Source organism: Sphingobium boeckii, assembly GCF_014199215.1.
Lineage (GTDB): Bacteria > Pseudomonadota > Alphaproteobacteria > Sphingomonadales > Sphingomonadaceae > Sphingobium_A > Sphingobium_A boeckii.
On sequence record NZ_JACIJC010000001.1, the window covers coordinates 495,090 to 514,152 of the forward strand.

The following is a 19,063-nucleotide window of genomic DNA, read 5'->3' on the forward strand; positions in this document are numbered from 1 at the left end:
GAATCCTCGGGCGCGAGGCGCTATCCCTCCTTGTCCGCCTTCTCCCGATCCTGCTTATCGGCAGCATCAGCCGCCTCCGACAGGCTCAGTCCGGTCTTGCGCGCGGCGTCAGCGGTCATGGATACTGCCACCCCGTCGGGGCCATCGAGCATCACCTCGCCCTGTTCGGCATTGGCCGTTCCGGCCTTGGTATGAATGCTGGAACCCATTGTAAATTCCTCTCTTTTCCTTCCAACCCGTGGCCATCCAGTCAGTTCCGGTCGGGGTCGTTTTCGTCGAGATAGAGATAGTGCGGATCGAATTCGGCGATGCGCTCCAGGCGCTTACGATCCAGGATAGCCACCTCGCCGCCGCGAAAGGTCATCACGCCTTCCTCGCGCAACTGGCGCAGAATGCGGTTCACATGCACCCCCGTCATCCCGCAGGCCTCGCCCAGATCATTCTGGTTGATCGGCAGCGGGAAATGATGGCCGTCGCTGCGGTTCACCGCCTGGAGTTTCGCATCGATCTCGCAGAAGAAATGCGCGATCCGGCCATAAGCGTTGAGGCGGCCCAGGCGGAAAATCCACTCGCGGTGCATGGCGGCGTCAATCAGCGTGCTGAACCATAATATGCGCGTCAGATTGGGGCGCTCGGCCACGATCTCCAGCAATTTGCCGTGCGGCACGAAAGCCAGGCGCACCTCCGTGAGCGTCGCCACATCATGATCCAGCCGGCGCAGCGGAAAGCCATGAAGATCGACGAAATCGCCCGCGACATGCACCGCCACCAATTGGCGTTCCCCCTGGCGATCGTCCATATAGCGGCACATCAGGCCTTCGAGCAGCAAGGTGCTCTGGCGCACGCGCTCCCCGGCGCGGATCAAAGTTTCGCGCGCGCCATAGTCTTTCACCTCGGAAATGGAAGATTCCAGCGCGGCGATGTCGTCCTTGGTCAGTTCGCTCCGATGACGATCACGCAGGAAGTCCTTGGTCAGCACTGATAATCTCCCCGTTCCAGACAGGGTTTTATACCTGATCCGACAAGTAACACCATGATGTGTAAGGCCTTTGAACCGGTTTCCATCCGGCGCTCAAATGAATCGCCTTAACGCGGATCAATTCCGCTTCCGAAACGGCAACCAATTGCAGTTTTCGTGGTTATCCTGCCATGCGAAACACATCAGAAACTATCCAGAGTGAGCTTCCCGATCGCTTTCGGGACTTTGTGCGGAGCGCTGATTTCCCATGCGTCGGTGCTAAATCGGCCTTGGCGCGAGATCAGATGACGATCCTGGAGGCGCGCGACATCACGTCGGCCTGGGATGATATGCGGCTGTGGCCCGCGCTCTATGAGTTGGCGCAAGGCTATCGGAAAGAACCCAAATTGTTCCAGACGCTGGTGGTGATTTTCGAAGGGCCGACCGATTTGTCCGAGCAGGCATTCGAGCAGGCATTATGGAATCGGGTCCAGTCGCTCAGCGACAAGGATGTGTGGCTTGGGCAGGAGCCTGATCCGCGCGTGAGCAGTGATCCCGATGATCCCCATTTTTCCCTGAGTTTCGGGGGCGAGGCCTTTTTCGTTGTGGGCCTCCATCCCCAGGCAAGCCGCCCCGCCCGGCGATTCGAGCACCCCGCATTGGTGTTCAATCTGCACGATCAGTTCGAGCAATTGCGTGAGGCCGGGCGTTACGAAAAGCTGCGCGAAAGCATCATTGCGCGCGATGTGGATCTGGCGGGGTCGATCAATCCGATGCTCGCCCGGCACGGCGATCTGTCCGAAGCGCGCCAATATAGCGGGCGTGCTGTCGAGCAGGGATGGCAATGCCCCTTCTCGGGTCGCGGAAAGGCTGAACATGGTCTTTGAAATCACGCCGCGGTCCGGCACCGCCTTTCTGCTGAACAAGGGGCAGAAACTCACCGTGATCGATCCGCGCGGCGAGCAGGTCGCCGATCTGCTGGCCTTCAGCCGCGCCGATCCGCGGGAGGTGATCTCTTCCGGGCGGTCTCTGGATTATGCCTCGAAGCTCTTCCTCAGCACCGGCGATCCGCTTTATTCGAACCGGTCCAAGGTGATGTTGCGGATCATCGCGGATGATGTGGGGCGGCATGATTTCCTGCTGACACCCTGTTCGGAAGATACGTTCCGCATCATCTATGGCGATGAACATCCGCATCGGGGCTGTTTCGGCAATCTGGCGGAGGCGCTTGCGCCCTACGATATCGCGCCTGATCAGATACCCTGTGCGTTCAACGTCTTCATGAATGTCCAGGTGGATGGCGGCACGGGCGCGCTCACGGTGGAACCGCCGCTGAGCAAGGCGGGGGACTCGATCGTGCTGGAGGCGGAAATGGATCTGATCATCGGGCTCACCGCCTGTTCGGCGCTGCAATCCAACAATCATGCGTTCAAGCCGATCCACTATCGGATCGACGATCCGGTGGCATGATGAACGGCGGGCGGCGTGACTATTGGCTTGAGCGCGCGCGTCAATGCCGCGCCTATGCCAGCACGCAAGATACCGAGCTGGCCAATCGGTTGCTCGAAATCGCCCGGCGTTATGAGCGCCTGGCCGAGCCCGCGCCGCTAAAGATCCAGGATGTGCATCAGCATCGGTGATCCGGTCAGGCTGGATGATCCCTGCATCCGCTTGAGCGCATCGGTCACGCAGCGTTCCGGGCACGCATGAGTGACCAGCACGATCAGCGCGCCGCCATCTTCCTTTACGCCACGCTGGATGAAGCTTTCGATCGAGACGCCCGCATCGCGCATGGCGGTGGCGATTTCGGCGAGCACGCCGGCGCGGTCTTCCACCGTCAGCCGCAGGAAATAGCGGCCGGTGCGCTCGCCCGAATCCGCACGCTCGGGGTGTGCCAGCGATTCCACGGGCATGGCGAAGGCGGGGCCATATTCGTTGCGCGCCACGTCGATCAGATCGGCGACCACGGCCGAAGCGGTGGGGCCATCGCCCGCGCCCGCGCCCTGGAAGAACAGGCGCCCCACGAAATTGCCTTCCGCCACCACGGCGTTGAGCGATCCGGTCACATGCGCCAGCGGATGGCTCATCGGCACCAGGCAGGGATGCACGCGCTGGAACAGCCCGGCCTCGCCTTCCTCTGCCAGCCCGACGAGGCGGACGCGAAAGCCCAGCGCCTGCGCTTCGGAAATGTCGGCGGCGATCACATTGCGGATACCCGTCGTCGCCACGCCATCGAAGGTGAGCGCGCTGCCGAAGGACAGGCTGGCGAGGATGGAGAGCTTGTGCGCCGCGTCCACGCCGTCGATATCGAAACTGGGATCGGATTCGGCATAGCCCAGCGCCTGCGCCTCACCCAGCACCTCGGTGAAATCGCGGCCGTCCTTCTCCATAGTGGTCAGGATATAATTGCAGGTGCCGTTCAGGATGCCGTAGACGCGCGTGATCTCGTTCGCCGCGGCACCCTCGCGAATGCCCTTGATCACCGGGATGCCCCCGGCCACCGCGGCTTCGAACTTCAGCGGAATATCCTGCGCATCGGCCACTTGGGCCAGGCTGAGGCCATGATGCGCGATCATCGCCTTGTTCGCGGTGATGAAAGCCTTGCCCGCGCCCAGAGTCTTGCGGGCGAGTGTGAGTGCGGGGCCGTCCGATCCGCCGATCAGCTCGACCACGGCGTCCACGCCTTCGATCTCCGCCAGCGCGGTCATGTCGTCCACCCATTGGAAGCGCGTGATATCCACCCCGCGATCCTTGTTGCGGTCCCGCGCGGAGACGGCGACGATCTCGATCGGCCGGCCGGCGCGGCGCTCGATCAGCGCGCGATTGGCGTCCAGCAGACGGATCACGCCGCCGCCTACCGTGCCCAGTCCTGCGAGCGCGACCTTGAGCGGCTCAGCCATCTTCATTCCCCGGATAGTAACAAGGCCCGTCTCCTAGTCACAGGAGGCGGGCCTTGCCAAGGGCGGAAGCGGATATTTCCGCTCCCGAGGGGGCTCTCAATCTTTCAGGTCGGCCGGAACCACGCCGCCATTGTGCGCGAGTTCGCTCATCACCTGCTTGTGCAGCCAGATGTTCATCGTCGCGCTGTCATTCTTGTCGCCGGTATAGCCAAGCTCGGTGGCCAGTTCCTTGCGGTTTTCCAGGCTGGAATCGAGATCGAGCAGCTTCATCAGATCCACGATCGAGGTGCGCCAGTTCAGATCCTTGCCCGCCGCCTTTTCGCTCAGCACGGCTTCCACGTCCACCGGCGGCAGATCGACCGGGGCCGATGGCGCGGGCGTGGCGATCTGGGGGATCGCCGCCGGCGCGGCGGTCTGCGTCACGGGTTCGGGCTTCTTGCCGAAAATCGCGTCCTTGATCTTGCCGAAAATGCTCATCCGCCGTCTCCTGTGCTATACATGCAGCCAAACTATCAGGCCTGTCATCTCAAACCCATTGACCCGGCCAAGGTTTCACCCTTGTTTACATTGTGACGCGGCAAAGGCCGGCGCGAACCTGGAGAGAGAGGATAGCCGATCATGGCATGGGACGATGACGACCCCGCGACTCGCAGTCGCCCGAAGGAAGAGATTCTGATCGGGCTGGATATCGACGCAGACGATGCCGATGATGGTCTGGAAGGCTATGATCCCAGCCAGCGCGCGGAAATCCTGGAGGCCACCGCCAAAGGGCCGGTCCGCGGCGATGTGCAGATCGGGCTCGTGCCGGACCGGATGAACTGGGACTGATCCGGACAATCCATTCTTGGGGCTTTGAGAGCAAGCGCCGGGTCGATTCCGGCCGCAATGCCGTCTAGGGCCGCGGCATGAACACCAACATCGCGCCCGCCCGCGCCGGGCTTATCTACGGTCTGGGCGCTTATCTCATTTGGGGATTGCTGCCGGCATTCTTCAAGCTGCTCCATGCGGTCAGCCCCGGCGAGATCGTGGGCCAGCGCGTGCTGTGGTCATTGCTGTTCATCGCAGGACTGGTCGCGCTGCGCCGGAGCCTGCCCGCGCTGCGCCGCGCGCTGGCGAACCCGCGCGTCATCGGCTTCCTGGCGATCAGCGCGATGCTGATCGGGGTCAATTGGCTCATCTATGTCTGGGCGGTGATCAATGGGCATGTGCTGGCGGCGAGCCTCGGCTATTTCCTCAATCCGCTGATCAATGTCGCCTTGGGCATGATCTTCCTGAAGGAACGGCTCGGCCGGGTCCAGATGGCCTCGGTGGTGCTCGCCGCGATTGGCGTGGCCATCCTCGCATTGGGCGCGTCGGAGGGGTTGTGGATCAGCCTGGGCCTGGCCTTCACCTTCGGATTCTACGGGCTGGTGCGCAAGATCGCCCCGGTCGAGGCGCTGGAGGGCTTGGCGATCGAGACCTTGATCCTGGCGCCCTTCGCGCTCGGCTGGCTGCTCTGGCTGGGGCAGGGCGATGGGCTGGTCTTCGGGGAGACCACCAGTCTCAGCCTGCTGCTCGCTTTTGGCGGCGTGCTCACCGCGGTCCCGCTGCTGCTCTTTGCCGCAGCCGCGCGCCGGATGCCCTATGCCGAGCTTGGCCTGCTCCAATATGTCGCGCCCACGCTGCAATTCCTGCTGGCGGTGATCGCTTATGGCGAACCCATGACCCAGGCGCACGTGATCTGTTTTGCCTTCATCTGGACGGGGCTGGCGATCTATGCGGCGGGCAATGTCGCCGAATTGCGCCGGGGGCGGCGGGCGGCGGCGGTTTAGCCCGCCGCAAACCCGTCAGTCGCGCGGATCAGCCGGTCGAGGATTCCCGGCTCGTTAAAGGCATGGCCCGCGCCTTCGACCAGGTGAAATTCCGCTTCCGGCCAGGCCCGATGCAGCGCCCAGGCGGTGTCCGCCGGGCAGGCCATGTCATAGCGGCCATGCACGATCACGCCGGGAATGCCCTTCAATTTGCCCGCATCGCGCAGCAATTGGCCCTCGTCCAGCCAGCCCTTGTGGACGAAATAATGATTTTCGATCCGCGCAAAGGCCAGAGCGAAATCATCGTCCCCATGCTGGTTCGAAAAATCGGGGTTGGGGAGCAGGCTGATCGTCTCGCCCTCCCACAGGCTCCAGGCCTTGGCCGCCTCGATCTGCGCCGCGCGATCGGTCCCCGTCAGCCGCTTGAGATAGGCCTGCACCACATCGCCGCGCTCGGCCGCGGGAATGGGTGCCAGAAACCGTTCCCATTTATCCGGAAAGATCAGCGACGCGCCGTGCTGATAATACCAGTCGATCTCGCACTGGCGGATCGTGAAGATCCCGCGCAGCACCAGTTCGGACACGCGCTCGGGATGGGTCTGCGCATAGGCCAGGGCCAGCGTCGATCCCCATGAACCGCCAAACACCAGCCATTGGTCAACGCCCGCCATCGCGCGCAGCCGCTCGATATCGGCCACCAGATGCCAGGTGGTGTTCGCGTCCAGATTGGCATGGGGCGTGGATCGTCCGCAGCCGCGCTGGTCGAACAGCAATATGTCATAGCGCGCGGGATCGAAAAGCTGCCGGTGCGACGGCGCGATCCCGCCGCCCGGCCCGCCATGCAGGAACACCGCGGGCTTCGCGCCGGGCATGCCGCAACGCTCCCAGTAAAGGCTGTGCCCGTCGCCCACGTCGAGCAGGCCGGAGGCATAGGGGGCGATCGGCGGATAGAGCGTGCGAAGGTCGGTCATGGCAGTGGTTTTGCAGCACCCCGGATTTCAGCGCAAGCCGCGGGCTGGCGCGCGCCGGTTTACCCTTCACCGGTCATTCTCGCGAAAGCGGGGCTTCAGCGTCTTCTTCAGTGACCGGGTAAACGCACGATGCGTTGGACACTCATGGCGCAACGAGATCGGCGACGGCCGCCGCTGCGAGCAGATAGGCACCGGTGGCATAGATCTGCGCGCTCTCCGCGCTGGCCTTGCCGGGGCGGTCACCAGCGGGTTGAACCCAGCCAAGCCCGCCATCCGGCTGAATTGCCCTTGAGAGCGCGGACCAGCCCCGCATCACGATGGGCGCATATTCGGATTGCGGCAATGCGCCCTGTCGGATGCCCTCGGCAAGCGCGTAAGTGATCAAAGCCGTCCCGCTGCTTTCCGGCTGCATGGCGTCGGTATCGATCAGCGATGAAGACCAATAGCCATCCGGGCGCTGGAGTTCTGCCAGCCGACCGGCGAGTTCGCGAAGATGCGCTATGAGCGGACCGCGTTCGCGATCGTCCTTTGGCAAGGCATTGAGCATCCGCACGATTCCCGCGATCGCCCAGCCGTTTCCGCGGCTCCAGAAAATCTTCCGATCGCGTTCGTCGCGTTCGGTGAAAAATCGACTATCCCGGAAATACAGGCGATCGGCTGGATCATAGAGAAACCCGGACGTGGCATGGAATTCCGCCAGGGCATAGTCGCGGTAGCGCGGATCCCCCGTCGCGCGCGCCAGTTCCAGCCATGTCGCGGGTGCCATGAACAGGGCATCCGCCCAGCACCAGCGCTTCAGGCATTCCGCCCGTGGCGTGTTGCGCTGTCCTTCGGGGCCAAGGACCAGCGACAGGTGAACCCGCGGCGGCGCGGCCAATATCTGGTCGAAGCGCGCTTGCAGCGGCGCGCGCGCCTTATCGCCGCTGCCATGCGCCGCGGCCCACAGCCAAGTCGAACCGATCAGATGATCGTCGGCATTGTAGGGGCGATCCCCCAGTTTCCATTTCAGTGTGCGGCCTTGGGCCAGAACGGCCTCCCGCGCCCATGGATCGCCGCTGCGGTCTGCCAGCGCCGTCATGCCAAGCCAGAAGGTGGCTTGATGCCATGAAGTCGGGTTCTCGGCGCGTTCGGCATTGAAGAACGCCAATGCTATTGTGTCGGCTTCGGCCGACGTTGGCACCATGGGTTGAAATTTGAGCTTCGTCAGTTGATCGAGTTGCCGATGCGCCAGCTTGCGGGCGGCGTTCAGCACCGCCGCTCGATCGGGCGTCATTGACTGGGCTTCGCCAGGGGGCTGTGTTGCCTGTCCAAAGGCGACCGTGGTTGCCATGGCCCCAACGCTGGCAGCGATGGCCATCGCAATCCTGATCCACGCCATCTTCAATTATTCGTTTCCTCAAGCCGATCTGGCGGGCATTGCTGGGATTCAATAAACCCAATCGATCAGTTGGCTATAGCTGAAACTGCTGCATCGGTATCGGAGATACGGAAGATGATGAACTGTAATCGCGTGTTGGCAATTGCGCTTACCGGATTTTACATGCTGGCGGCATCCGAATTGGCCGCGCAAGAGCCAGCCGCCGCGCCGCCGCAGACATCTCAGGTCGCGCTGGATATGATGGGGACTGGCCTGCGGGTTGCCGATCTCACCCAATCCCTGCGGTTCTTTCGCGACGGCCTGGGTATGCGGGAGGTCACTCGCTTTTCGACCAAAGACTTCGACGAAGTGGTGCTGGGCTTTGGCGACGGTTCCAATGCGCCACCGATCTTTCTCCTCCAGTCTCGCGACAGCAAGGCCAAGGCGGTGCGCCGTCCGATCGTGAAAGGTGACAAGATCATTCTAGCCGTCGCCGATATTTCCCCAATGGCCGCCAGACTTGCAGCCATGGGCTATGCCCCGGAGCCGATTTCGCGTGACGCAAAAAGCGGCGTTCAGCAGATTTTCGTGGCAGACCCGGATGGCCATCGTTTCGAAATTGTCCAACGCGCGCCGATGCAGCGTTGATCTGGGCGGCTGATTCCCGGCTGTCCTACAGCGACATGATCGTGATACCCTTTCATCATGTCGTTTATTTCGATGGGTGTCGCGGGATGCACGCGGCGGGCTTTCAGCATTTCGATGGCCGTGCGCTGCGCTTCTTCCCCTCAACGACGATCGAACACGGTTCAACGCAAAATAGCGGTGCCAGGACGGTGTGAACCTGGTCCACCCGCAGTGGACATCCTTGCCCTAATCTTCGGCGATCAAACTTGTTTTCTTCGTATCTGGCAGCATCAAAATCCCCACCGTCGCCACCGCCAGAATCCCGGTGACATACCAGTAGAATACGCTCTCCATGCCCGCATTCTTGAACCACAGGGCGACATATTCCGCGCTCCCGCCAAACAGCGCATTGCCCACGGCATAGGGCAGCGCCACGCCCAGCGTGCGGATATGCACGGGAAACAGCTCGGCTTTCACCAGACCGCTGATCGATGTGTAGGCCGAAAGGATCATCAACAGCCCGATGATCAGCGCAAAGGCGGCGAGCGGCGTCGCCGCGCCCGCAATCAGTGTATAGCCCGGCACGGTGGTGATCATCGCGCCCAGGCCGAAGGCGATCAGCATCGGCTTGCGCCCGAACCGGTCGGAGAGATAGCCGAACAGCGGCTGCGCCAGCATGTAGACGAACAGCGCGGCGGTCATCACCTGCGTCGCCACCTGCCGGTCGAAGCCGGTGGTGTTGACCAGGAATTTCTGCATGTAGGTGGTATAGGCGTAGAAGGCGAGGCTGCCGCCTGCGGTGATGGCCGCCACGATCGCGAACTCGCGCGGATGCTCCTTCAGAAGCCGGAGCGCGCCCGATCGGTTGCGCTGTTCCGCGCTCATCGCCTCGAACGAGGCCGTCTCCGCCAGCTTGCGGCGCAGCACATAGACCAGCAGCGCAAGCACTGCGCCCAGCGCGAAGGGGATGCGCCAGCCCCAGGCTTCCAGTTCGGCCTCGTCGAGAAACATCTGGAGCACCAGCACCACGCCGAGCGCGCACAATTGCCCCCCGACCAGAGTGACATATTGAAAGCTCGCCCAGAAGCCGCGCCGCTCGCGCGTCGCCATTTCGGAGAGATAGGTGGCGCTCGCGCCATATTCCCCGCCCACGCTCAAGCCTTGCAGCAGCCGCGCGATCACCAGGATTGCGGGGGCGAGCGCGCCCGCCTGCGCATGAGTGGGGGCGGCCGCGATCATCAGCGATCCAGCGAACATCAGGCCCACGGAGAGAGCGAGGCCCGCCTTGCGCCCATGCCGATCCCCATAGATGCCCATGATCCAAGCGCCGATCGGCCGCATCAGAAAGCCGACGGCGAAGATCGCCGCCGTGCTCAAAAGCTGTGCGGTGGGGTCATCCTTGGGGAAGAAAACGGGCGCGAAATAGATGGAAAGCGCGGCATAGGCATAGAAATCATACCATTCGACGAGATTGCCGGCGGAGCCGCCGATGATCGATTTCAGGCGCTTCGCATTCAATGGCATCTTCATTCCCGTTCGTTTCGCGATCTTATGGGGGAGCCTAGGGAAACGGGCAAGCGCGTGGGCCGGCGGGGGTGGCGCCTCCGCCGTGATTGCGGCATCAAGGCACCCCCGATGCGTAGCGTGGAAGTTGGATGATGAAGAAAATTGCCGGTCTGCTCCTGTTGACGCTGATCGCCGCTTGCGCGCCCTTGCCTCAGGCCGCGCCCGAGCCGGCCGCTCCTCCGCCTGCAGCACCTCCGCCCGCGCCGCGGCCGGCCCCTGCGCTGACGGGGGACTGGACCGATTGGCCCGCAGCGCCCGGGGACTGGACCTATCGCGGCGAACCCGCCGGCAGCGTCGCCTCGTTCGGCGCGCCGGGTGCTGCGCCACGGTTCTCGCTGCGATGCGACAAGGGCCGCATCCTCCTGCTTCATCCCGGCGTGCTGCCAGCGGGCAAGGCGGCGATGATGACGGTCACGGCGACCGCGGGTGGCGCGGCCTATCCGGTGCAGAATGTGGCGGGCGGGCTGCCCTATGTCGTCGCCACGCTCACGCCGCGCGACGCCATGCTGGACAAGGTGATTTTCAGCCGCGGCCGCTTCCTCGTGCAGGTGGAAGGCGCGCCTGGCCTGGTGCTGCCGTCATGGCCGGAAATCGCGCGGGTGGTGGAAGATTGCCGAGGCTGACCCTGGGGCGGCGCGGAGCCAGAGATTCTGGGCCAGAAAAAAATTTAATACAAGTCTTGCGCGAAGACTCGCGATGATTCACACATACACTTGTGCAAAGCAGCACACGCAATTTCAACATAGCGAAAGGAGGTGATCCGATGTCTCATGGTTCAGCAATGGGGTCGGTTCAGTTCGTTCGGGGGACGCGCCGCTAAAAGCGCGACTTGGTCTCCCGGGCTGGAACATCCGGCCGCTGACCATGTTAGGGGGTTGCCGGGCCATTTGGTCCGGCAGCCTCTTTTCATGTTGCGGTCATCTTTGCGAAAGCAGGGAGTTCGAGTCTTTTATCGCTGTCCTACACGGCGTTGATCTGCTTGATGGCAAGCGGCGCCTTGAAATGACGGACGTTCAGCCCGCCGCGGCATAGCGCCGCGCAAATCGGGCCTGCCACAGCATCAGCAAGGGCACCACGCCCAGTTCCATGCACAGCCCCAGCAGGTGACCGCGTGACGGTGCGCCGACCTCGACCAGAGACCAGGCGCGCGCCAGCCCGCCGGTCATCACCATGAAGCTCAGTAGCCGGAACCGCGGCCCGCTGATTTCGATCCGCGGCACGCAACTCGCAAAGGCCAGGCCCAGCGCCAGGAAGATGCCCGAAACATAGCGGAAATGGCTGTCCAGATCGGTGGGCGGATGCGGACCGACGCCATGCAGCCAGCCAGGCCCTTCGATCACGCTCATCCCGCCCGTCATCAGCGGCACGATGCAGGCGAGTGCCACGATCAATTGCAGCAGGCGGCGTTCGGCCGCGAGCCCGGTCATTTGCGCTTGCCGAGCAGATCCCGGCTGGTCCGGATGGCGTGCAGCCCCAGCCGGATCTCGATGAGAAACAGGAACAGCGCCATCACGAGCAGGCCCATCGCGATGATGAACACGATGGCCACGGCATTGCCGATATGGAAATGTCCCAGCTCGGCGACGAACAGCAGTCCGACGACCGAGCAGACTGCCACCGCGCTGGCCACGATCATGAAGATGGAGGCGTTCACGATCGTCATCCGCCGGTTGAGCAGGCGCAATTCCCATTCATAGCGCTCCCGCGCCGAATCCGTGCTTTCGGGATGAAGCAATTCCAGCGTGCGGGCGCGGTCTACGACACGGGCGAGGCGGCTTGCCATCACGTTGAGCAGCGCCCCGATCCCGGTCAGCAGGAAGACGGGTGCGACCGCGAACTGGATCGTCTGGGCGATGGTCGTAACGGCGGCGGCCTCGGTCATCTCCCTTGATTGGAGAATGCCGGGATGGCGGTCAAGCGCCCTTAGCGCGGGGCGGGCAGCCAGCCCAGATCCAACTCGGCATAGCGGTTCACATAATTGGCGATCCGCGCCAGGCCCTGCTCGTCCCGGATGACGAGATTGCCGTTGTTGCGCATCACCAGCCCGTCTTCGGCCAGCGCGCGCATCATGCGGTTCACATGCACCGCGGTCAGCCCGGTGGCGTCGCCAATTTCTTCCTGCGTCAGCTTCAGCGGGATTGTGTCGCTAATATCCTTGTTCAGGAAGCGCAGGCGCACCAGCATGTCGGTCAGCAGGGCGGCTACGCGCGCCTTGGCCGATGTGCGGCCCAGCGAGGCGAGCCGGTCGGTCAGCGAAACGCGTTCGGCCTGCGCGATGATGAAGAACAATGCGGCCAGGCGGGGGTGTTCGTCGAACACCACGCGCAACGCCTGCTTGTCGAACGGGCAGAGCGTGGCGTGGCTCATCGTCACCAGCGATTCCGTTGCCTCGCCAAAGGCTGCGCTCGATGTGCCGAACATGTCGCCGGGGAAATGGAGGCGCAGGATCTGGCGGCTGCCATCATCCAGAATGAGATAGCTCATCGCCCAGCCATGGCGCAGCACATACATTTCGTCGCAATTGTCATTTTCGCGGGTGATGGTGGCACCGCGCGGCAGATCCCGCGGGTTATTCTCCAGCCGCTCCAGCGCACGTTTTTCGCTATCCGTCAGCGGCACATACCGCGCCAGACGCTCTGCAAAGCAGCTCCCGGTCATGTCATTCCGCTTCGTTAATCAGTTACACTGGAAAACGCCTTGCCCAAGGATTCGGCTCCATGCTTTAACAAAAATCAATTGCTCACCGAAATTATCGGCCTCTCGCAAGGGTTTGCCAGAGTCTTGCGCGGCGCGCTCGAGCGAGTAGAAGCCGGTAATGGACAGTATCATCATCAAGGGCGGCAAGCGCCTTTCCGGCAAACTCCCCATCTCCGGCGCGAAGAATGCGGCGCTGACATTATTGCCCTGCGCATTGCTCACGGATGAGCCGCTGACGCTGCGCAATCTGCCCCGCCTGGCGGACGTGGACAGCTTCGGCCATCTGCTCAACCAGCTCGGCGTATCAACCATGATCGAAGGCGCGCGACCCGAGGATTTCGGCCGGGTGATGACGATGCGCGCGGGCACGCTGACCTCTACCGAAGCGCCTTATGACATCGTGCGCAAGATGCGCGCCTCTATCCTCGTGCTCGGCCCGCTGCTGGCGCGCTCCGGCGAGGCGACCGTGTCATTGCCCGGCGGCTGCGCCATCGGCAATCGTCCGATCGATCTTCACCTTAAGGCGCTGGAAGCCATGGGTGCCGATATCGAGCTGGCCGCAGGCTATGTGAAGGCCACCGCGCCCGGCGGACGCCTTCCCGGCGGCGATTTCGTATTTCCGATCGTGTCGGTCGGCGCGACGGAAAATGCGGTGATGGCCGCGGTGCTGGCCAAGGGTGTCAGCCGCCTCGCCAATGTGGCGCGCGAGCCGGAGATCGTGGATCTGTGCAATTGCCTGGTGGCGATGGGCGCGCGGATCGAAGGGATCGGCAGCGAGACCTTGACCATCGAAGGCGTGGAACGGCTGCACGGCGCGACATATCGCGTGATGCCGGATCGGATCGAGGCGGGCAGCTATGCGTGCGCTGCAGGGATCACGGGCAGCACGATCGAACTGACCGGCGCAAAGGCCAGCGATATGGGCGCGATCATCGCGGCGCTGCGCAGCGCGGGCATCACGGTCGAGGAATCGCGTGATTCCCTGCACATCGCCGCGCCTGAAAAGCTGAATGCGCTGTCCATCTCCACCGCCCCCTATCCGGCCTTCCCCACGGATATGCAGGCGCAATTCATGGCGATGCTGGCGATGGCCAATGGCGCAAGCGTGCTGACCGAGACGATCTTCGAGAATCGCTACATGCACGTTCCCGAACTGGCGCGCATGGGTGCGGATATCGAGGTCACGGGCCGCTCGGCGGTGGTGCGCGGTGTCGACAAATTGAACGGCGCGCCCGTGATGGCCACGGATCTGCGCGCCTCGATGAGTCTGATCATTGCGGGGCTTGCGGCGGAAGGCGAAACGCAGGTCAGCCGCATCTATCATCTGGATCGCGGTTATGAGCGGCTTGAAGAAAAGCTTCAGGCCGTCGGCGCTGATATCGAGCGGGTGAGCCGGGATTGACGGCGGCTTTGGCCGGTCCTTCAGGCAATGCGGACAAGATAGGCGCGCATCATGCGTCTGCGAGCATGTTGGCGACCTCTTCCAGATTGCCCTTCACGACGATATAATTGCCTTTTTCGAAGTTCACGGCGCTGGCCAGGTTCCCGCCCCTGAAACGTCGAATGAAATTGACGCGATCGGCGTTTACGAAAACGGGTTCGCCATCGGGCGTCTCCAACTGCACATAGCCGTTCATAAATATCCTTGTCCGCCAAGGTTGTCCTGATAGCCCAAGGCGGCGCTTTGCCAAGACGTTTGATTAAAGCCTGATGTCACTGGGGCATTGTCCCCATCAAAGCCATATATCCACGCCGTGCAGTGTCAGCCCGACGAGTCCGCCGACCAGCGTACCGTTGACCCGGATATATTGCAGATCGCGCCCCACGGCGTTTTCCAGACGACCGGTGATCGTGCCGGCATCCCAGCCGCGCACCGTTTCTGAAACCAGCTTCACGATATTGTCGCCATAGCTCGCGGTCGCGCCAACCACGGCGCGGCGCGTGAAGCGGTTGATCGTCAGGCGCAATTTGTCATCATGCTGGAGCGTGCCGCCAAGCTGCTTCAGCGCCTCTCCGAATTTGCCGGCGATGGCGGCGTCAGGATCGCGCACCGCCTTGAGCATTCCAGTGCGCGCTTGTTCCCACAGGCCATTGATCCAGCTCTGCATGGCCGGATTATCGATGATCTGGTTCTTCCAGTCGGTCACCTTGGCCTTCATCTTCTTGTCATGCTGCATATCGAAGGCGAGGTTGGCGAGTGCCTCCTGCGCCTTCGTGCGCAGCGGATGGCCGGGATCGTCGGCCATCTCGAACACCATCTTGTGCAGGCCGTTGATGATCGCGGTTGCCAGATTCTCGTCCAATCCGGTCCAGCGCAGCACACCGCCGGCGCGTTCATGCACCATTTCGCGGATCAGATGTTCATTGGCGGCCAGCGTTTCCGCCCCCCAATTGATCACGCTATCCAGCAAAGGCACATGGCGGCCCTCGGTCATCGCGGCATCGAGTGCCTGGCCGAGCAGCGGCGCGATATCCAGTCCGCGGAGCCGCTGAACCATCGCGGCGCGCACCATGCCGCCCAGTCTTTCCTGATCAAGCGATTCCAGCACATCGGCCACAAGGCGGGATGCCCCCTGGCGAATACGGCCTTCGCCGCCGGTGTCGGGATTTTCAAGAAAGCGGCCCATCACCGCGGCGACGTCCACCTTGCGCATCCGCCGCGCGACCACGCTGGGGGTGAGAAAATTATCCTTCAGGAACAGGGCGAGCGTATCGCCGATCCGATCCTTGTTACGCGGGATGATCGCGGTGTGCGGAATGGGAATGCCGAGCGGATGGCGAAAGAGCGCGGTGACGGCAAACCAGTCCGCCAGACCGCCCACCATGGCCGCTTCGGCAAAGGCCCGAACGAAGCCGATTGCCGGATGCACATCCTGAAATGATCGCGCCGCAAGATAGACCATCGCCATCAGCACGAGCAGCCCGGTGGCAACCGCACGCATCCGCGCCGCACCACCGCCCTGGACCGGATTCAATCTGGCAATGTTCGTCCGCGCGAAAACACCCATGGGGCTAGAATGATCCGGACGCGAAATGGTTCACTCCGCCGGATGGGGGTCGGCATGAGCCGGACCTTCGTCGCCCGGCTTGTAGGTCAGCAACCGCTTGCGCAGATGCGGACCGATCCAGCGTTCGAAGCCGATCGCCAGGCTGAAAGTGGCGGGCACGATCAGCAGCGTGAGCAGGGTGGATACGATCAGGCCGCCGATCACGGTGATGCCCATCGGCTGACGCCATGCGCCATCGCCCGAAAGCGCGAGCGCGGTGGGCACCATGCCCGCGATCATGGCGACTGTGGTCATCACGATCGGCTGGGCGCGCTTATGGCCGGCGTCGATGATCGCTTCGGTCTTGCTGACACCCTTCGATATTTCCTCCAGCGCGAAATCGACCAGCAGGATCGAATTCTTGCCAACGATGCCAAGCAGCATCAGAACGCCGATCAGCACAGCGAGAGAGATTGCATGACCCGTCAGCAGCAACGCCAGGCCGCCGCCCAGTGGCGCGAGCAGCAGCGATCCCATGTTCACGAACGGCGGCATGACCGAGCGATAGAGCAACACGAGCACGGCAAAGACCAGAAGAATACCGGAAACCACGGCAATGGTGAAATCCTGGATCAGTTCCGCCTGCCATTTCGCCTCACCCAACACCAGGCGGGTGACGCCCATCGGCAAGCTTTTCAACGCGGGCAGGACATTGATCTTCTCCATCGCCTGACCGGATACGAGACCCGGGGCAAGATCCGCACCGATGGTGAGGCGACGGACCTGGTTATTGCGATCGATCTGCGTCGGCCCCGCGCCAAAGCCGATTTCCGAGACGACGCTCAGGGGGACGGACCCGCCCGTTATGGTCTGCACGGGCAAATTCTCGATCGTCGCGAGTTTCTGGCGGGCATCTTCGTTCAGCGCCACGCGGATCGGAATCTGCCGATCGGAAAGCGAGAATTTCGCGCTATTCTGATCGATTTCGCCAAGCGTGGCGATGCGGATAGCGTTGCTGAGCGCTGACGTGGTCACGCCAAGGTTGGCCGCCAGATCGAGGCGCGGTTTCAGCGTGATTTCAGGGCGCTGCAGATTGCCCTCGATGCGGGGCGCGACAATCTCCTTCAGGGTGGACATCTCCGCCAGCACGCGCGATGCGACTGCCGCCAGCGCGACGGGATCATCACTGCCCAGGGTGATCGAGATATCCCGGCTGCTGCCGCCGCCGCCGCCGCCCGTCTGAGATTGGAAATTGACGCGCGCGTCAGCGATCCTCGTCAGTTCAGGCGCGGTGTCGCGCTCGAACTCGATGCTGGTGACCTTCCGGTCCTTTTTCAGGCGCAGATAGACCGTGGCCGTGCCGACATCGATCCGGCCAAAGGCGCGCTCCACGATGGGTTTCTTTTCCATCATCGTGATCACCTTGTCCGCCACGGCCTCGGTCTGCTTGAGCGTGGTGCCCGGAACCATCTGGATCGCGATCCGGCTGGTATCGGTATTGATCGACGGCTGGAAGGTGAAGGGAAGCTGCATGAACGACAGGATCGTGGCAGCGAAGGCGATGGCACCGATGCCCATCACCCAGAAGCGATGATCCGCGAGCGGCGCGAGCCAGCGCTTCCGGTCTTTCCTGGCGCGGATCTGCTTGGCCCACCGGGTATCGAGCGTCCATCGCAGCGTATCCATATAGCGATCCATCAGCCAGCCTTCGCCATGCGTGGCCTCGCCATGCGCCTTCAGGAAATAGGCTGCCAGCATCGGCGTGATGAGGCGCGCCACGGCAAGGCTCATCAGCACGGCGGCGACCACGGTCAGTCCGAAATTCTTGAAGAACTGGCCCGGGATGCCGGGCATGAGGCCGACAGGCAGGAACACCGCGACGATCGTCATCGTGGTGGCCAGCACGGCCAGGCCGATCTCGTCCGCGGCGTCGATCGAGGCCTGATAGGCGGTCTTGCCCATGCGCATATGGCGCACGATATTCTCGATCTCCACGATCGCATCGTCGACCAGAACGCCCGCCACCAGGCTCAGCCCCAGCAGCGTCATGGAATTCAGCGTGAACCCCATCATGTCCATGAACCAGAAAGTGGGGATGGCGGACAGCGGGATGGCGAGCGCCGAGATCACCGTGGCGCGCCAATCGCGCAGGAACAGGAAGACGACGAACACGGCCAGTACGGCGCCCTCGACCATCGCCCACATCGCCGAGCTATATTGATCCTTGGTATAATCCACATTGGTGAAAAGCTCGCGGAACGTCACCTTGGGATTCTGCTTCTGAAGCTTGTTCATCACCACCATGGCGTCGTCGAACACGGTGACGTCGGACTGGCCCTTGGCGCGCTCGAAGCCGAAGCTGAGCACCTGCTTGCCATCGGATTTCGAGATCGAGCGCTGTTCTGCATAAAGATCGCGGACATCCGCGATGTCGGCGAGTTTCACCGTGCGGCCGCCGCCCGACGAAATCTGGGTCTGGCCAAGCTGGAATGCGTTTTTGGCATTGCCGAGCACACGCACCGACTGTTCGGAGCCAGCGATTTCCGCGCGTCCGCCGGCGGCGTTCAGATTGACCTGACGAAGCTGGGCGTTGACCTCGGTCGCCGTCAATCCATAGGATTGCATCCGCACCGGATCGAGGATGATCCGGATCTCCCGGCTGACCCCGCCACGACGATAGACATCGCCCATGCCGGATACGGACAGGAGCTGCTTGGCCACCGTATTGTCCACATACCAGCTCAATTCTTCGAGCGTCATGTCCGTGGTTTCGGCGGAATAATAAGCCAGCGTGTTGCCGGATGTGGAAAGCCGGATGACCTGCGGCTCCAATATGCCGTCAGGCAGGTTCGAACGAATCTGCGAAACGGCATCGCGCACATCGGTCACGGCGCGATCGATCGGCGTACCGATATCGAATTGCACGAATGTCTGCGAAGTGCCTTCGGTCACCGTAGAGGTGATCTCGTCAATCCCCTCGATGCTGCGGACCGCCGCCTCCACGCGCTGCGTGACCTGGGTTTCAAGCTCGGTCGGCGCGGCACCGGGCTGCGTGATGACAACCATCGCGCCCGGAAAATCGATATCCGGATCGTTCTGGACATCCATCCGCATGAAGCTGACCCAGCCCGCCAGGCTCAGCGCGATGAAGATCACCAGCGGCGGAATGGGGTTGCGGATCGACCAGGCGGAGATGTTGCGAAAGTTCAT

The 19,063-nt window shown here is 62.7% G+C and carries 22 protein-coding genes; 9 read left to right on the forward strand and 13 right to left on the reverse strand.

Annotated elements, in window-relative coordinates; translation table 11 throughout:
* Positions 1 to 20: 20 nt before the first annotated feature.
* Both FHS49_RS02550 and FHS49_RS02555 read right to left on the reverse strand, forming a co-directional pair.
* A complete protein-coding gene (locus FHS49_RS02550) occupies positions 21 to 209 on the reverse strand; it encodes a hypothetical protein (protein WP_184014898.1) in 189 nt (62 codons plus the stop codon).
* Positions 210 to 250: 41 nt separating this feature from the next.
* A complete protein-coding gene (locus tag FHS49_RS02555) occupies positions 251 to 979 on the reverse strand; it encodes a helix-turn-helix domain-containing protein (protein WP_184014900.1) in 729 nt (242 codons plus the stop codon).
* A gap of 170 nt (positions 980 to 1,149) precedes the next feature.
* Between FHS49_RS02555 and gntA the strand changes: the two genes are divergently transcribed.
* From gntA to FHS49_RS02570, 3 genes are read left to right on the forward strand one after another with little or no spacing between them, the layout of a single operon-like run.
* On the forward strand, positions 1,150 to 1,845 hold the full coding sequence (gntA, locus tag FHS49_RS02560) for a guanitoxin biosynthesis heme-dependent pre-guanitoxin N-hydroxylase GntA (RefSeq protein WP_184014902.1): 696 nt from the start codon (positions 1,150 to 1,152) through the stop codon (positions 1,843 to 1,845).
* A complete protein-coding gene (locus FHS49_RS02565) occupies positions 1,835 to 2,428 on the forward strand; it encodes a DUF1989 domain-containing protein (RefSeq protein WP_184014905.1) in 594 nt (197 codons plus the stop codon). Before gntA ends, FHS49_RS02565 begins: the two co-directional genes overlap by 11 nt.
* Positions 2,425 to 2,598 (forward strand): hypothetical protein, encoded by a 174-nt coding sequence (locus FHS49_RS02570; protein ID WP_184014907.1) that lies wholly within the window; start codon positions 2,425 to 2,427, stop codon positions 2,596 to 2,598. The genes FHS49_RS02565 and FHS49_RS02570 overlap by 4 nt, the downstream gene beginning before the upstream one ends.
* Here the strand turns inward: FHS49_RS02570 and FHS49_RS02575 are convergent.
* Both FHS49_RS02575 and FHS49_RS02580 read right to left on the reverse strand, forming a co-directional pair.
* Positions 2,566 to 3,858 carry a homoserine dehydrogenase gene (locus tag FHS49_RS02575; RefSeq protein WP_184014909.1) on the reverse strand — a complete coding sequence of 431 codons (1,293 nt, stop codon included), beginning with the start codon at positions 3,856 to 3,858 and terminating at the stop codon, positions 2,566 to 2,568. The two genes, FHS49_RS02570 and FHS49_RS02575, sit on opposite strands and share 33 nt — an antisense overlap.
* Before the next feature lie 96 nt (positions 3,859 to 3,954).
* On the reverse strand, positions 3,955 to 4,335 hold the full coding sequence (locus FHS49_RS02580; protein WP_184014911.1) for a DUF3597 domain-containing protein: 381 nt from the start codon (positions 4,333 to 4,335) through the stop codon (positions 3,955 to 3,957).
* Positions 4,336 to 4,476: 141 nt separating this feature from the next.
* On the opposite strand from FHS49_RS02580, the gene FHS49_RS02585 reads away from it, so the two are divergent.
* Entirely contained in the window at positions 4,477 to 4,686 is a 210-nt protein-coding gene (locus FHS49_RS02585) for a hypothetical protein (RefSeq protein ID WP_184014913.1), read from the forward strand.
* Positions 4,687 to 4,763: 77 nt separating this feature from the next.
* Positions 4,764 to 5,669 carry an EamA family transporter RarD gene (rarD, locus tag FHS49_RS02590; RefSeq protein WP_184014915.1) on the forward strand — a complete coding sequence of 302 codons (906 nt, stop codon included), beginning with the start codon at positions 4,764 to 4,766 and terminating at the stop codon, positions 5,667 to 5,669.
* On the opposite strand, the gene pip is transcribed toward rarD, so the two are convergent.
* Together pip and FHS49_RS02600 are read right to left on the reverse strand one after the other, a co-directional pair.
* The gene (gene pip / locus FHS49_RS02595) at positions 5,666 to 6,619 is read right to left on the reverse strand and encodes a prolyl aminopeptidase (RefSeq protein ID WP_184014917.1); all 954 of its coding nucleotides are present in this window, start codon (positions 6,617 to 6,619) and stop codon (positions 5,666 to 5,668) included. The genes rarD and pip overlap by 4 nt on opposite strands.
* A 142-nt stretch (positions 6,620 to 6,761) precedes the next feature.
* A complete protein-coding gene (locus FHS49_RS02600) occupies positions 6,762 to 7,949 on the reverse strand; it encodes a glycoside hydrolase family 88/105 protein (RefSeq protein WP_184014919.1) in 1,188 nt (395 codons plus the stop codon).
* 162 nt (positions 7,950 to 8,111) lie between these two features.
* Between FHS49_RS02600 and FHS49_RS02605 the strand changes: the two genes are divergently transcribed.
* Both FHS49_RS02605 and FHS49_RS02610 read left to right on the forward strand, forming a co-directional pair.
* Entirely contained in the window at positions 8,112 to 8,624 is a 513-nt protein-coding gene (locus FHS49_RS02605; RefSeq protein WP_184014921.1) for a VOC family protein, read from the forward strand.
* Positions 8,625 to 8,659: 35 nt separating this feature from the next.
* Positions 8,660 to 8,818, forward strand: a complete 159-nt coding sequence (locus tag FHS49_RS02610; RefSeq protein ID WP_184014923.1) for a hypothetical protein — start codon at positions 8,660 to 8,662, stop codon at positions 8,816 to 8,818.
* A 31-nt stretch (positions 8,819 to 8,849) separates the two neighbouring features.
* Here the strand turns inward: FHS49_RS02610 and FHS49_RS02615 are convergent, their stop codons facing one another.
* The gene (locus FHS49_RS02615; protein ID WP_184015948.1) at positions 8,850 to 10,127 is read right to left on the reverse strand and encodes an MFS transporter; all 1,278 of its coding nucleotides are present in this window, start codon (positions 10,125 to 10,127) and stop codon (positions 8,850 to 8,852) included.
* Between the two features lie 131 nt (positions 10,128 to 10,258).
* Here FHS49_RS02615 and FHS49_RS02620 point away from each other — a divergent pair, with 131 nt between their 5' ends.
* Positions 10,259 to 10,792, forward strand: coding sequence for a hypothetical protein (locus FHS49_RS02620; RefSeq protein WP_184014925.1), 534 nt, complete (start codon positions 10,259 to 10,261; stop codon positions 10,790 to 10,792).
* Between the two features lie 390 nt (positions 10,793 to 11,182).
* Here FHS49_RS02620 and FHS49_RS02625 read toward each other — a convergent pair whose 3' ends face one another.
* The 3 genes from FHS49_RS02625 to FHS49_RS02635 are packed head-to-tail and all read right to left on the reverse strand — an operon-like array spanning position 11,183 to position 12,827.
* Positions 11,183 to 11,596: a DUF4345 domain-containing protein gene (locus FHS49_RS02625; RefSeq protein WP_184014927.1), complete on the reverse strand. Its 414-nt coding sequence runs from the start codon at positions 11,594 to 11,596 to the stop codon at positions 11,183 to 11,185.
* On the reverse strand, positions 11,593 to 12,051 hold the full coding sequence (locus tag FHS49_RS02630; RefSeq protein ID WP_184014929.1) for a DUF2721 domain-containing protein: 459 nt from the start codon (positions 12,049 to 12,051) through the stop codon (positions 11,593 to 11,595). Before FHS49_RS02630 ends, FHS49_RS02625 begins: the two co-directional genes overlap by 4 nt.
* A 41-nt stretch (positions 12,052 to 12,092) precedes the next feature.
* Entirely contained in the window at positions 12,093 to 12,827 is a 735-nt protein-coding gene (locus FHS49_RS02635) for a Crp/Fnr family transcriptional regulator (protein WP_184014931.1), read from the reverse strand.
* Positions 12,828 to 12,984: 157 nt separating this feature from the next.
* On the opposite strand from FHS49_RS02635, the gene murA reads away from it, so the two are divergent.
* Positions 12,985 to 14,268: a UDP-N-acetylglucosamine 1-carboxyvinyltransferase gene (gene murA / locus FHS49_RS02640; RefSeq protein ID WP_184014933.1), complete on the forward strand. Its 1,284-nt coding sequence runs from the start codon at positions 12,985 to 12,987 to the stop codon at positions 14,266 to 14,268.
* Between the two features lie 49 nt (positions 14,269 to 14,317).
* Here murA and FHS49_RS02645 read toward each other — a convergent pair whose 3' ends face one another.
* The 3 genes from FHS49_RS02645 to FHS49_RS02655 form a co-directional block, all read right to left on the reverse strand.
* Positions 14,318 to 14,503, reverse strand: a complete 186-nt coding sequence (locus FHS49_RS02645) for a hypothetical protein (RefSeq protein ID WP_184014935.1) — start codon at positions 14,501 to 14,503, stop codon at positions 14,318 to 14,320.
* Positions 14,504 to 14,599: 96 nt separating this feature from the next.
* Positions 14,600 to 15,874 carry a DUF445 domain-containing protein gene (locus FHS49_RS02650; RefSeq protein WP_246350220.1) on the reverse strand — a complete coding sequence of 425 codons (1,275 nt, stop codon included), beginning with the start codon at positions 15,872 to 15,874 and terminating at the stop codon, positions 14,600 to 14,602.
* A 30-nt stretch (positions 15,875 to 15,904) separates the two neighbouring features.
* On the reverse strand, positions 15,905 to 19,063 hold the full coding sequence (locus FHS49_RS02655; protein WP_184014937.1) for an efflux RND transporter permease subunit: 3,159 nt from the start codon (positions 19,061 to 19,063) through the stop codon (positions 15,905 to 15,907).